Origin of the sequence: Streptomyces sp. NBC_01433, from assembly GCF_026340105.1 — a bacterium.
In the GTDB taxonomy this organism is placed as follows: Bacteria; Actinomycetota; Actinomycetes; order Streptomycetales; family Streptomycetaceae; genus Streptomyces.
The window spans coordinates 1930104-1943261 of sequence record NZ_JAPEPM010000002.1; the positions used below are offsets into that span (position 1 = coordinate 1930104).

Here is a 13158-nt window from a genome sequence, read left to right on the forward strand (position 1 = left end):
CTCTTCACCACGTGCGTCGAGGTAACAACCCCGATACCGTCCCGGACCGCCGCACGAAGCATCAATACGGTGCCACCGCAGAACTGACCGAAGGGCCCCTTCGGCACCACCGAATGGTCAAGAGACCTGAAACACAACGGTGTTGACCCGTTCAGGAATTCCACCCATGATTTCGCCATGGAAAATCGGACCCCCTCACCGCCAAGCGGAAAACGCATACTCGTCGCCGCCACCGGTTCCATTGCGACGCCGTCGCTGCCGTCGTATCTCGGCGTACTGCGTGAGCGGCTGGACGCCACCTGCACCGTGCTGCTCACGCCGGCCGCCGCTTCGTTCCTGCCGCCCCAGACGGCGGCGCTGTTCGCGGAGCGGGTGGTCAGCGGGGAGTCGCCCGTCGACTGGCCGACCGACAAACCGTCCCGGCTCGCGGGCGACCACGACATCCTGGTGGTGCTGCCGGCCACGGCGAACACGCTCGCCATGGCCGCTGCGGGGGCCGCCCCCAACCGCCTCGGCACGGTGATCCTCGCCGCCGACTTCCCCGTGGTGTTCTTCCCGGTCATGGGCGCGCGCATGTGGGAGAAACCGGCCGTGCGGCGCAATGTGGCCCAGTTGCGGGAGGACGGCTGCGTGGTGCCGGAGCCCGTCTGGCACGAGGGGTTCGATCCCGGTACGGGCAGCCGCTCCAGCCATCCGTCACTGCCCTCCCCCGAGCAGGTGGCGGAACTCGTGGGCGAGCTGCTGTCCATGTCGCGGGCCGGCTGACCGTCGCCGGGGAGACGAAGGACCCCGCGGCGTCCCGAGACGCCGCGGCAATTCACTGACCACCGGAGGTGTCGTGATGTCGGAGGAGATTCCGACGATGTACGAGTGGGTCGGCGGCGCGAAAACGCTGGAACGGCTCACCGAGGAGTTCTACCGACGGGTGCGGAAGGACGAACTCCTGGCCCCGCTCTTCCAGTACATGACCGACGATCATCCGCAGCACGTGGCGACCTGGCTCGGCGAGGTCTTCGGTGGGCCCGCGACGTACACCGAAGAACTCGGCGGGTTCCGGCGCATGCTGAAGAGCCACCGCGGCCGGGCGATCCAGCCGGAACAGCGGCAGCGCTGGGTGACGTTGATGCTGGAGGCCGCCGACGAAGTCGATCTGCCCTCCGACTCAGAATTCAGGTCGGCATTCGTCGCGTATATCGAATGGGGTTCGCGCCGGGCCATGGGGAATTCGCAGCCCGACGCGCCGCCGTCGCGGCGGGAGACCGTTCCGGTCTGGGGCTGGGGCCAGTCCCCGCCCGGCAAGGCCTGACCGGCGCCGGTGGAAGCCGGCCCGAACGCCGAGCGTGCCGTCCCCGCGGGGGACGGCACGCTCGGCGTCGTCGTGGGCTACGCGCTGCCGCGGCGGCGGACCACCCTGGTCGCCGCGAGCGCGGCGACCAGGTAGACGACGGCCCCGGCGCCGAACGCCCAGGAGTAGCCGACGACCACCTCGGCCCGGGTCGCCGCCACCGCCATCAGGGCGGCCAGACCCACCGTGGGCCCCAGCTCCATGGCGGTGTTCATCACGCCGCCCGCCAGCCCGGCCTGGTGGGCGGGCACGTTCGTGGTGGTCAGCACGGCCGAGCCGGAGAAGATGAAGGACGTACCGGCCGCCAGCAGGACGGCGCCGGGCATCAGCCCGAGGCCGAACGAGGTGTCGGGGCCGATCCCGGTGAGCAGCGCCAGTCCGACGGCGCCGGCCACCAGTCCGGCGACGGTGACGCCCCCCGCGCCGTACCGGCCGACCGCCCGGCCGGCCAGCTGGTTGGCCACGATCAGGGCGAGGGTGAAGGGTACGAACGCGCCGGTCGTCGCCAGGGTGGACCAGTCCTGCTGCTGCTGGAGGTAGAGCGAGAGCAGGAAGGTCACCAGGCCGGTGCCCGCCGCCGCCAGCAGGATGCCGACGAGGCCCACCAGCCGACGGGGCTCCACGGTGAAACCGGGCGGCAGCAGCGGATCCCGCACGCGCCGCTCGACCAGCAGGAACAGGACGAGCAGGGCGGCCCCGATCGCGATCGGCACGAGGACCCGGGGCGAGCTCCACGGGTGGTCGCCGCTGAGGATCAGGCCGTAGCTGCCGATCGAGATGCCCAGCGTGGCGAGCAGGGCCCCGGCCGGGTCGAGTCCCGGCCGGGTGGCCGAGGCGTCGGCGGGATCGGCGGGCAGCAGTCGGCGGGTCATGAGGAGCGCCACCGCGGCGACGAGCACGGGAACGGCGAACATCCAGCGCCAGGACACCCACGTGGTGACGGCGCCCGAGGTCAGCGTACCGATGGCGGCGCCGAGGACGGACACGCCGCCCCAGCTCGCCATGGCCCGGCCGAAGGCCGCGGGTTCGCGGAAGACCGCGCGCAGCACCGCCAGGGCCGCCGGTGCGGTGAGAGCCGCGCCGACGCCCTGGCTGAACCGGACGGCGACCAACGCCTCGAACGTGGGCGCCAAGGCGGCCGTCGCGGACGCCAGGCCGAACAGCACCAGTCCCAGCACGAACATCGGCCGGCCGCCGTACCGGTCGGCGAGCCGGCCGCCGAACAGCAGCAGACCGCTGTAGGGCAGCCCGTACGCGGCGTTGACCAGGACCAGGTCCGCCGCGCTCAGGTCGAACTCCTGGCCGATCGCGGGCAGCGGCACCGCGATCAGGGTGATGGTGAAGATCAGCGTCGCCTGGACGACGGCGAGCATCGCGAACGCGAGTCCGGCCGGGGACCCGGTGTCCTTGCCGGAGGGTCGGCCCTCGCCCCCGCGGCCGTTGCCGGAGTCCACCGGTCCGGCCGTCGGCGCTCCCGGGGGCGGAGTGGGTTCGGTCAGTGGCTGGGTGGGGTCCATCGCAGGTCTCTCCTCGGGGCCCGGTCGGGCGTCGGTAACTCGGTGGACATGACCGTGCGGTCCCGTCAGGCGGCTGTCCGCGCAGCGGCCCGGACGGCCAGCTCGACGTCCTCGTCGACCAGTTGGTGGTTGAGGGCGAACGCGGCGGCGGATCCCATGCCGGCCGAACTGACCACGAGGGCGCGGGGGTCCACGACGTTGCCGACCGCCCACACGCCGGGCACGCTGGTGAGGCCGGAGCGGTCGGTGGCGATCCACCCGTCGGTTCCGCGCTCGCAGCCGAGCGCCGTCAGCAGTCCGTCGCGCGGCACCATGCGCGGCACGACGAAGACCGTGCTGCGGGCGACCCCGCTGTCCTCGGCCAGTTCGACCCCGCGCAGCCGGTCGTCCTCCACCACGAGCCGCTTGACGGTCCCTTCGACGACGGGCACCTGCCGGGCGGCCAGGGCCGTCCGCTCGTCGTCGGTCAGCTCCAGTCCGTGCCGGAACAGCACGACGTCGTCGGACCACTGGCGCAGCAGCAGCGCGTGCCGGACGGCCCCCGGGCTGGTCCCGAGCACGCCGAGCGGCTGGTCGCTGACCTCGTAACCGTGGCAGTACGGGCAGTGGAGCAGGTCCTTCCCCCACCGCTCCCGGACCCCGGGGATGTCCGGCAGTTCGTCGCGCAGGCCGGTGGCCACGATCACGCGGCGGGTGGACAGCGTCACGCCGCCGACCAGCCGCACGGTGAAGCGCGGCGCGGCGTCCTCGCCCGCGCGCTCCACGTCGTCGACCTCGCCCTGTATGAACTCCGCGCCGTATCCGGCCACTTCGGCCCGGCCGGTCTCCAGGAGCGCACTCGGCGCCATCCCGTCCCGGGACAGGAAACCCTGCATGTGCGCGGAGGGAGCGTTGCGCGGCGCCCCCGAGTCCACGACGACCACCCGGCGGCGCGCCCGTGCCAGGACCAGCGCCGCGTTGAGCCCTCCGGCCCCGGCCCCGATCACGACGACGTCGATGCCGTCCTCGTGCGTGAACCCGTTCCGCGATCCGTTCTCGGACATGCTCGCCCCTCTCATCTCACTCTTTCCGCCTGTGCCTGCTCCCGCTGTCAGCACCTGGTACAGGGTGCGATCGCCGCCCTGCGCGGGACAACGTTTGTTGCCGTTTCCGCAACGACCCGGTGGAATGGGCGATATGAAGCAATCACCTGCCATCTCCCAGGTCCTCGACGAGGTGGGCCCCCGGTTACGCCGACTGCGCACGCAGCGCGGTGTGTCACTCACCGCGATCGCCGAGGCGACCGGGATCTCCAAGAGCACCCTGTCCCGGCTGGAGTCCGGCCAGCGCCGGCCCAGCCTGGAGCTGCTGCTGCCCATCGCCCAGGCCCACCAGGTCCCCCTGGACGAGCTGGTGGGCGCCCCGGAGGTCGGCGATCCGCGGATCAGGCCCTCGCCCCGCAGCGTCAACGGCAACACGGTGCTGCCGCTGACCCGCCAGCCAGGTCCGCTCCAGGCGTTCAAGATGGTGCTGCCGGCCAGCCGGAAGACGCCCGATCTGTGCAACCACGAGGGCTACGAGTGGCTGTACGTCCTCTCCGGCACGCTCCGTCTCCTGCTGGCCGACCACGATCTCGCGCTGGGCCCCGGCGAGGCCGCCGAGTTCGACACCCGGCTGCCGCACTGGTTCGGCACCACCGGGGAGGGCCCCGTCGAGGTGCTCAGCCTGTTCGGGCGGCAAGGGGAGCGTATGCACGTACGGGCCCGCCCCCGGGACGGAAGCCGGCCGGCCCACTGAGGTCCGCGGCGAGCATGTCGATCACCTGCTCCCCCGCCGTGTGCGGAAACAGGTGGTCGCCGGGGAGGATCCGCACGCGGCAGTGCCGCCGGGTGTGCGCCCGCCAGCCCGCGAGCCGCGCCCGGTCCGCCGACGCGTCGCCCCGGCCGCCGAGGGCGGTGACCGGGCAGTGCAGCACGTCCTCGGTGCGGGCCCGGTAGGCCTCGGCGATGGCGAAGTCGGCCCGCATCAGCGGCAGTACCCTCCCGATCGCCTCCGGATCGGCGAAGGTCCTGCGGGCCGATCCGTAGAGCTCCCGCACCCGGTCCAGAAACGGCTCGTGCGGCAGCCGGCTCAGCTCCTGCGTCCCGGCCCCCGGGCGGGGCGCTCCCTGCCCGGACACGTAGAGCCGCTCGGCGACCCGGTCGTGGCGCCATTCCAGGCGGGCCGCGATCTCGTACGCCAGCAGCGCGCCGAGCCCGTGTCCGAACAGGGCGAACGGCCGGTCGCAGAGCCGCGTCACGAACCCGGTCAGATCCCGCAGCAGGGCTTCCGCTCCGGCGGCCGGACGCTCGTGGCCCCGGGAGCCCCGGCCCGGCAGTTCGACCGGCGTGACCACGACCGACGGGGCCAGCTGCCGCGCCCAGGGCTCGTACATCCGGGCCGAGGCCCCGGCGTACGGCAGACAGAACAGGCGCACCGACATATCCGTCATCACACACCCGCCCCGAGTCCGGCCGCCGTGGTCCGGGGCGAGGCACCGGCGAGGGCGCCCACCAGATCCCGCAGCCGGGCCGCGAGCCGTTCGGCCGTGGAGCGGGAGGTCCGGGTCCGGTCGTAGGTGAGGCGCAGCGGCAGGTCCTGGCCGGGCAGGAGGTGCAGGGCGAGGGCGTGGTGCGGCCTCGCGTCGTAGTCCGCTCCGGTGACCTGGAGACGCAGGTCGAGCAGGTCGGGCCGGGGCAGCTCCGCCTCACCCGCGAACACGGCGCTGTCCGCGGTCCCGGACCCCGCGACGCCGTGGGCCGGGTCGACGGCGTCCGTCAGCCGGCCGCTCAGCTCGCACAGCCACGGCAGCAGCGGCCGGGACTCGTCCGGTCGGGGCGGCAGCGCCACCGCGGTCTCTCTCGACCCGACGGCGCTCCAGGTCCCTGGCCGTCCGGCCGGACGGCCGGGGAGGACGGCGTCGCACGTCGGGCGAGGGCGGCCGGCTCCGGAGGGCTGCAGCATCAGCCACGCGGCGTGGAGCACGGCGGCGGGGACGATCCCGTGCGTACGGCACATCCGGCGTACCGCCGTGGCCGACGCGTCCAGGCGCAGGTCCACGGCGCCGAAGGGCGTCGTGTGGTGGGGCGGTCGCTCATGGTCCGGCGGGGGCGGGGAAGCCGGCGTCGGCGGTACCGGATCCGGTACCGGCACGCTCCCGGCGCGGGCCGCCGGGACGCGTGTGAGGGCGGGCCGGCCGGTCAGCTCGCCGGGGTGCCGGGGTGCCGCCGCCGGCCCCGGACATCGGCCCGTGAGCAACGCCCGGTAGGTCTCGCAGAGTTCGGCGACCACGACGGCGGCCGACCACCGGTCCACCACCAGGCGCGAGAACCGCCAGGCGAGGGTCCAGTCCTGTTCGCCGCACCGCACGAGCAGGGTCCGGTTCAACGGTGTGCCGTCCAGCGGGAGTCCGTGGGCCCGTTCGCGGTCCAGCCGCTCCCGCAGCCGGGCTTCCCGTACGGGCTCCCGGGTGGCTCTCCAGTCCACCGCTCCCCACGACGGCCGGCCACCGTCCCCGTACTCGGCGGAGCCGTCGGCGCGGTCCCGTATCCCGGCGCGCAGCGCGAAGTGGCGCCGCGTCATGTACCGCCAGGCCTCGGCGAGCACGTACGGGTGGAGGGTGCCGGTGAACCCGATCAGCACGTGATCGACGTACACCCCGGTGCCGGGCCTCCGTCGCACCTCCGCCAGCAGCCCGGCCTGGAAGGCCGAAAGCTGTTGTGTGCCTGGCTCTTCGATCTTCGTGGACATGCGCTGCCACCCTTTCGGTTCGCCGGGACGACTACGACCTCCGGGGTGACGGACACCGACCGTGCCAGGCCCCCGCACGGCCCGGCCGACCGTACCCGTGCGGAATGATCGCTTCTCAATACGGTGGATCCGCAGAATCGACCGAAGCATCATCTTGTGCTGGCCGAAGACCGTATCTCCGACGGCTGTGCGAACGCCTGGCGTGTTAGCGTCCAGATAGCACGTGTACAGCGTTCACCCGGCTCGGCCCGGCCCGAAAGGCCGGATAAGGGTGGTCTCCACGCTTTCATCATTGCTGTCGAACAGGGGGATACAAGCGGTGTCCAGGGAGTTGTTCGAACGGAGTGAAGAATTCCGGATAATCGAGGAGATGCTCGACTCCGCGCTGGCGGGCGAGGGGGCATCCGCCCTGGTGGAGGGCATTATCGGGACCGGGAAGACCACCCTGCTCCGGTGGGCCGAGGAGCAGGCCCGACAGCGGGGCATGCTGGTACTTTCAGCCACCGCCGCCCCCACGGAACGCCGTTTTTCGATGGGTATCGTTCATCAGCTGTTCAGCTGTCTGGAAAACGCGGGACCTCTCCCGGCCCCGCCCGAACAGGGCACATCGCATCACCCGGCGCAGGTCGATCCCCAATATCTGCAGCTCTCCGATCTGTACAAGGTAATGAGTACGACATCGGAGCGGATCCCGATTCTGGTGACGGTGGATTGCATTCAGTGCGTCGACCGGGATTCCCTCTTATGGCTGGGATTTCTCTTGCGCCGCATCGAGAACATCCGCGTGGTGTTGCTGGCGAGCCAACGCCGGGGTGAACCGGCCAGCGATCAGCATCTTCTGGTCGAGTTCATGGAGAGCATCCGCCCCGACCGGCATCTGCGCCTGGAGGACCTCAGCCCGAGTTCCGCGTCCCGTCTGGTCGACGCGCTCGCCAGCTGCGTCCCCGGCCCCGCCGAAACCCTCATCGCCGACAGCGGCGGAAACCCGTATCTGCTGACCCAGCAAATACTCGCCACCCCCAGCACGGAGCAGTCCGGCGACGGCGTCCGGTGCGACTCGGCGGGGGACCTGCCGATACGGCTCCGGGCGGTCAAGGACCGCGTGCTGTGCCTGCTGCGCCGACTGCACCGCGACGGTCTGCGCGTCGCGCACGCCGCCAGCGTCGTCGGCGGCTCCGCCGTGAACGCCGAACTCGTCGCGGAGCTCTGCTCCCTGTCCGTGGAGGAGGCGTCCCTCAATCTGGAGCAGCTGGCCGAGTGCGGCATCCTGCACCCGACGAGTCTCGCCTTCCGCCACCCCATCATCGCGCGGCTCCTCTACCTCGACATCCCGCGCTCGCACCGCGCCATGTTCCACCAGCAGACCGCCCGATGTCTGCACAACCGTGGATTCAGCCCCGGCGACATCACCCCGCACCTCGTGCAGGCGGCCGCCCTGGACGAACCGTGGATGGCCACCCTGCTGCTGGACGCCGCCGAGGAGCTGCTGCCGCGCGACGCGCGCACGGCCCTCCAGCACATCGACACCGTGGAGCGCCACGGCGTCCCGGACCACCTGGCCACGCGCGTCGCCGAACTCCGCGTACAGGCCCTCCTCGAACTGGACCTCCCCAGGTCCGTACCGGCCCAGTACGCGCTGCTCGGACTCAGTCCCGGTCACCGGGAGCTGGCCTCCCGTTCGCACCGGCTCGCCAACACCCTGATCCGCCTCGGCGACCCGCGGAAGGCCCGTCAGGTGCTCAACGGCGCGCACGACCGCGTGGCGGACCAGGACGCCGCCGCCGCGGCCCGGCTGAGCCGGCACCTGGCCCACATCTGTATGGACGACGGCGGGTGTGCCGACGCGCCGAGGGGGCTGGATCGCCTGGAGACCGTCATCCTGCGCCGCACCGCGTACGGCAAGTCGGCCTCGGCGGCGCGCAGGCTCAGCCGCACATGTCTCGCCACCCCCCGCACCCCCTACGGCTCGCCCTCCTGGTACTACGCGCTGCTCGGGCTGATCTGGGCGGGTGACTTCGACGAGGCCCAGAGCCACATCGACGCGGAGGTGCGGCTCGCGGTCAAGGAAGGCGCCGTGACCCGCATCGCCGAGGCACGGGCCGTCCGCGCCCTGCTGCACATGCACCGGGGCCTGCTCACGGAGGCCGGGCACGATGCCCGGCTGGCGCTCACCGCGCTGCGGCGCATCGGCGCGGACCACTACCACATGGGCGCCCTCGCCCGTAGCGTGCTGATCGACGTGGCCGTGGAGAAGGACCAGCTCACCGAGGCCGGCGAGCTGCTGGAGGTCCAGGTGCCGCAGGCCGGGCAGTCGGCCCCCTGGTGGCATCTGCACCTCGCGCACAGCGCCGCCCGCGCCCTCGGCCGGCTGGGCCACACCAGACAGGCCCTGACCCTCGTCACGTACTGCGAGCAGGAGCTGGGCCGCCGGGGGATCACCAACCCCGCGGTCCTGCCCTGGCGTTCGACCAAGGCGCTGATCTGCGTCGGCCTCGGCAACCTGCCCGAAGCCCGCCGGCTGGCCCAGCAGGAGGCCGATCTCGCCCTGCGGTGGGGAGCACCGTTCGCCCAGGGCAGGGCTCTGCTCACGCTGGCCGCCGTGTCCCCCGTCGGTGACGTGCTCAGGCTCGCCCGCCGCGCGGTCGAGCTCCTCGACATGGAGGAGGCCCCGCTGCTGTACGCGCAGTCCCTGTACGCGACCGGGTACGCGTACCAGCTGAGCGGATCCACCGCCCGGGCCCGCGAGCTGCTGCACCGGGCCAATGAGGTGAGCATCGCCTTGGGCGCGGACGGTCTGGTGGAGCTGGTGCAGAAGGCGCTGCGCGACGCGGGCGGCAGGCCGGACCCCCGCAAGGCGTCCGCCGAGGCGCTGCTGACCCCCTCGGAACGCCAGGTCGCCAAACTGGCCTCGCAGGGCATGAGCAACCGGGACATCGCCCGGTTGCTCCAAGTGAGCCTGCGCAACGTCGAATCGCACCTCACCCACTGCTACCGCAAGCTCCGGATCAGCGGCCGGGGCGAGCTGGGCCGGTTCCTGTCTGCCGAGGACGATGCGCCGGGCCCGGCGCTCCTGCACCCGCACGCCGCCGCCGAGTACCGGCGTCAGCGGCTGTCCGCCTGACGCCGGTCGGTCAGCCCGGATGGGGCGACGTCGTGTGCGGGCCCGGCAGGGCGATGATCCCGTCGCGGCGGGCGATCCAGGCGGTTCCGTCGCCGCGGACGCACCGCAGTCCGTCCACGGCGTCCGCCCCGGCCAGCTCCAGGAGACCGGGCAGGTCGAGCGAGGCGAAGCCGAAGGTGCGGGCCGGATCCCATGCGGTGGAGTGGGCGAGACGCCGGACGAGCTGCGCGATGCCCAGCGGGGCCCCGGCCAGCACCCAGGCGTCGGGGCTCTGGGCCGTCAGTCGGCCCGCGGGCCGCAGCCAGGAGGCAGCCTCCTCGGGCCAGTCGGTCCGGGTCAGGACGTCCCCGCCGCGCGCCTGCCACGCCGTGACGAAGGCGTCCGCGGCGGCCCGGGAGGGCGCGTCCCGGCCGTGGCCGACGGCGATCGCGCCGGTTCCGGCCCCGGCCCGGGAGAGCGACCGCGTCAACAGGCCGATGAGCGCGCCGAGTTCCGCCTCGGTGTGCGGCCCGGGGACGGCGCCGGACAGGCCGGGCGGGCGGAGCCTGGGCGACGGCCGCCCGCGGGCGGCCCCCCGGTCCGGCGGGGCGGCGACGCGTCGCCCCGCCCCGGGGTCGCGGCCGTTCACTTGGCGTCGTGGAAGACGAGGCCCAGCGTGTGCCTGGCGCCGGAACGGACCGTGCTCACCCCGTGCCGCATCGGTCCGGCGGACCAGCCGCGCCGGGAGGCGACGGGCCGGTCCCGGGTGGTGAAGACCAGCGCGTGCCCCTGCTCCAGGGTGGTGGACGACCCCCGGGACTGGGCGCGCGGCCGCTGCTCGGTCATCAGGAACTCACCGCCCGTGAAATCGGTGCCGGGGGCGTCCAGTCCGACGACGACCTGGAGCGGGAAGACCAGGTCCCCGAAGACGTCCCGGTGCAACGCGTTCCAGTCCCCCGGACCGTAACGCAGCAGGATCTGTGCGGACTTGTTCTGTCCGGCCTCGTGGCACATGCCGATCCACTCGCCCAGCGTGTCCGGCCACGGCGCGCTCCGGCCGAGCCTGTCGGCCCAGTCGCGGGCGATGGGCAGCAACCGCGGGTAGAACGCCTCGCGCAACTCCCGTACGGGCTCCGGCAGCTCATGGGTGAAGTAGCGGTACTGACCGGAGCCGAAGCGGTAGCGGGCCATGTCGACCGTGGCCCGGAAGCGCTCGGCGTCGTCGTACAGGGCGGCGATCTCACGGCACTGCCCTGGAGTGAGGAGTTGCCCGGCGAGGGCGCTGCCGTGTTCGTCCAACTCCGCGGCGAGGGCGTCCCGGTCGATGTCGGCGACGCGGCCGGTGAGCGTGCTGGGCTGATGCGGGTGTGTGCTGCGGCTCATGTTCCTTCTCCGATACGAGTGGACGCCTCCAGGATCGGCGCTCGCGGACCCCATGACCGGCGGCATTCGGACATCGCGGTGCGGCCGGGTGGCGGGGGCGAGGATGCCCCGCCGCCCGAGGGGCGAAGAGGTCCCGGCGGGCCGGTTCACGGCGGTCGGTCCCGGGGTGTCGGGGGCTCCGCCGACGGAGATCGAGCCCCTGGTGCGCTACGCGCTTCCCGGGGCGTCCCGACCGGCCGTCCGAAGGTGAACCCTGTTCGCCATCAGACCCTCTACGTGATGCCGGCCCACGTCCAGTCCGGAGGAATCCCCCTCGCTATGTCCGGCCCATCGTGGAAACCTGCGAGAAGACACAGTCGGACGAACTCACGGGTATCTCCCGCGGTCCGGTGCTCCAGGAACTGGTCTAAGGGCTATCAGGATTCCCGCATTCCGCTCAGCAAGCGGCAGTGGACACCCGACACCCCCGGAATTTCCCATGCGTTTCGCACCCTGGGCGCTCGTCTCAGGGGCGCCCGCCCCCGCACCGGACTCAAGGCCCGCATTGCACTCGAAAAGTTCGCCGTCCATTCACCCGGCGACCTCCGTAGAATGCCCCATTCCGCCTGTACGACCGCACGGCGCAGCAGTCGCCACGTCCTGGTCGGCATGCGCCCGCAGTGCCTCAACCAGGGATTGACGGAACTCCCTATTAGGGAAATAAAGCCAATGACTCGGGCTTCGCGGGCTTCATCGATCGGCCCGCTCAGCGGTCGCCCGCGGCCGACGGGAGCAGAGAGCACAACCTGCGCTGCGACGTGTGGACCGTACCCGCGGGGTCGACGTCGACAATCTCCACCCAGAGTGTGGCGCCTTCGGGCAGCGATAAGGGGGCGGCGGCGTTTCTCCGGCCGACCTGGGTGACGAAGGCATCCAGTGCCTCGGAGGACGACTCGGCGGCCGAGTACTCCCGGGACAGGCCGGAGGTGGAGCAGTTGGCGACGTCGGGGGTGGGGTAGATCTCGGAGCCGTCAGGGGAACGCAGTGTGACGACGGGCGAGGGCCGGTAGGCGGCGGCGAACATCGGAAGGTTGGAGAAGGGGTAGACCCGGTCGTCGAAGGCGAGGGACAGCACGGTCGCGACGGCGAACACGACGACCGCCGGGATCTGCGGGCCGAGGTCCGTCCAGGCACCGCCGACGAACGGGAACGGCAGCACGGCCAGCGCCACCAGCATGGCGTTCTCCCGGAAGTCGACCGACAGAACCCACAGCGAACTGAGGTGGAACAGCAGCAGGCTCACGCAGATCACGGCGCGGGGCGCCGTACCCAGGAGCGCCAACGGGGTCGCCAGTTCCAGCAGCAGCGCGGCCCACAGGGTCACGACACCCCAGCGCGGCCGACGGGCCAGGGCCCAGCCTGGGCCGGTTTGCCTCACCGCCTTGCCGTCGCCGGCCTCGAAGCGGGCGAAGAGCGTGACGTAGAAGGGGAAGAGCCGCGGATCGGGCCAGCGCAGACCGCGCTTGCGTATCTTGGAAACGGCCGACACGAAGTAGTGCGCGGGGATCGTCCCCCACAGCCCCTGCGCCATCCACACGGTGGTCCGGTGCGACGTGGCGTCGTACCCCGCCGCGGCGGCACACAGCCCGGTGGCCGTGATCGCCAGCGCCGCCATCCCCAGCAGGTGCAGGTGGTGGTGAACCTTGAAGTGGCGGCTTCCGTCGTCCTCTTCGGTGACGTACCCAGCGAACTCCTGCGACAGATAGACCGTCGCCAGGAGCAGGAAACCCGCGGTCATGACGGCGACGGCGACCGGCGCGAGCACGTTCGCCGCGAAGGCGCCGCCGGACAGCAACACCGCGCAGAACAGTGCGATACGCGCCCAGGCGGGAGTCAGGAAGTCGCCGATACGAGCCCCGATCGTGCCGGCCCGCCAGCTGGTGGCGGTGTTGAGCTCTCTGAGCGGTCCGGTCGTTGCGACGCCGAGGATGATCGCGAACAAGGCCCGGAAGACTAAGTCGGACATGGAGTGTGGGGCGTTCCAGGAATCCAGCCAAGCGGCCCGG

The 13158-nt window shown here is 72.1% G+C and carries 11 protein-coding genes; 4 read left to right on the forward strand and 7 right to left on the reverse strand.

The features are described 5' to 3' along the window. The first annotated feature begins 177 nt into the window (after nucleotides 1–177). Together OG413_RS35990 and OG413_RS35995 are read left to right on the forward strand one after the other, a co-directional pair. Nucleotides 178–765: a flavoprotein gene (locus tag OG413_RS35990; RefSeq protein ID WP_266812842.1), complete on the forward strand. Its 588-nt coding sequence runs from the start codon at nucleotides 178–180 to the stop codon at nucleotides 763–765. 76 nt (nucleotides 766–841) lie between these two features. Beyond that, nucleotides 842–1306: a group II truncated hemoglobin gene (locus tag OG413_RS35995; RefSeq protein ID WP_266812843.1), complete on the forward strand. Its 465-nt coding sequence runs from the start codon at nucleotides 842–844 to the stop codon at nucleotides 1304–1306. A gap of 77 nt (nucleotides 1307–1383) precedes the next feature. Here the strand turns inward: OG413_RS35995 and OG413_RS36000 are convergent, their stop codons facing one another. Together OG413_RS36000 and OG413_RS36005 are read right to left on the reverse strand one after the other, a co-directional pair. Next, nucleotides 1384–2862: an MFS transporter gene (locus OG413_RS36000; protein ID WP_266812845.1), complete on the reverse strand. Its 1479-nt coding sequence runs from the start codon at nucleotides 2860–2862 to the stop codon at nucleotides 1384–1386. 65 nt (nucleotides 2863–2927) lie between these two features. Continuing rightward, nucleotides 2928–3905 (reverse strand): NAD(P)/FAD-dependent oxidoreductase, encoded by a 978-nt coding sequence (locus tag OG413_RS36005; protein WP_266812846.1) that lies wholly within the window; start codon nucleotides 3903–3905, stop codon nucleotides 2928–2930. 133 nt (nucleotides 3906–4038) lie between these two features. Here OG413_RS36005 and OG413_RS36010 point away from each other — a divergent pair, with 133 nt between their 5' ends. Further along, nucleotides 4039–4638 carry a helix-turn-helix domain-containing protein gene (locus tag OG413_RS36010; protein ID WP_266812848.1) on the forward strand — a complete coding sequence of 200 codons (600 nt, stop codon included), beginning with the start codon at nucleotides 4039–4041 and terminating at the stop codon, nucleotides 4636–4638. On the opposite strand, the gene OG413_RS36015 is transcribed toward OG413_RS36010, so the two are convergent. Together OG413_RS36015 and OG413_RS36020 are read right to left on the reverse strand one after the other, a co-directional pair. Next, nucleotides 4562–5323, reverse strand: a complete 762-nt coding sequence (locus tag OG413_RS36015; RefSeq protein WP_266812850.1) for a thioesterase II family protein — start codon at nucleotides 5321–5323, stop codon at nucleotides 4562–4564. The genes OG413_RS36010 and OG413_RS36015 overlap by 77 nt on opposite strands. An 8-nt stretch (nucleotides 5324–5331) precedes the next feature. Then, nucleotides 5332–6630 (reverse strand): condensation domain-containing protein, encoded by a 1299-nt coding sequence (locus OG413_RS36020; protein WP_266812852.1) that lies wholly within the window; start codon nucleotides 6628–6630, stop codon nucleotides 5332–5334. A gap of 319 nt (nucleotides 6631–6949) precedes the next feature. Between OG413_RS36020 and OG413_RS36025 the strand changes: the two genes are divergently transcribed. Then, on the forward strand, nucleotides 6950–9751 hold the full coding sequence (locus tag OG413_RS36025) for a BREX system ATP-binding domain-containing protein (protein ID WP_266812854.1): 2802 nt from the start codon (nucleotides 6950–6952) through the stop codon (nucleotides 9749–9751). A gap of 10 nt (nucleotides 9752–9761) precedes the next feature. Here OG413_RS36025 and OG413_RS36030 read toward each other — a convergent pair whose 3' ends face one another. The 3 genes from OG413_RS36030 to OG413_RS36040 form a co-directional block, all read right to left on the reverse strand. Beyond that, entirely contained in the window at nucleotides 9762–10379 is a 618-nt protein-coding gene (locus tag OG413_RS36030; RefSeq protein ID WP_266812855.1) for a hypothetical protein, read from the reverse strand. Beyond that, the gene (locus OG413_RS36035; protein WP_266812856.1) at nucleotides 10376–11113 is read right to left on the reverse strand and encodes a 2OG-Fe(II) oxygenase; all 738 of its coding nucleotides are present in this window, start codon (nucleotides 11111–11113) and stop codon (nucleotides 10376–10378) included. Before OG413_RS36035 ends, OG413_RS36030 begins: the two co-directional genes overlap by 4 nt. Nucleotides 11114–11858: 745 nt before the next feature. After that, complete coding sequence (locus OG413_RS36040) at nucleotides 11859–13118, reverse strand: hypothetical protein (RefSeq protein ID WP_266812858.1); 1260 nt, start codon at nucleotides 13116–13118, stop codon at nucleotides 11859–11861. Nucleotides 13119–13158: the final 40 nt, after the last annotated feature.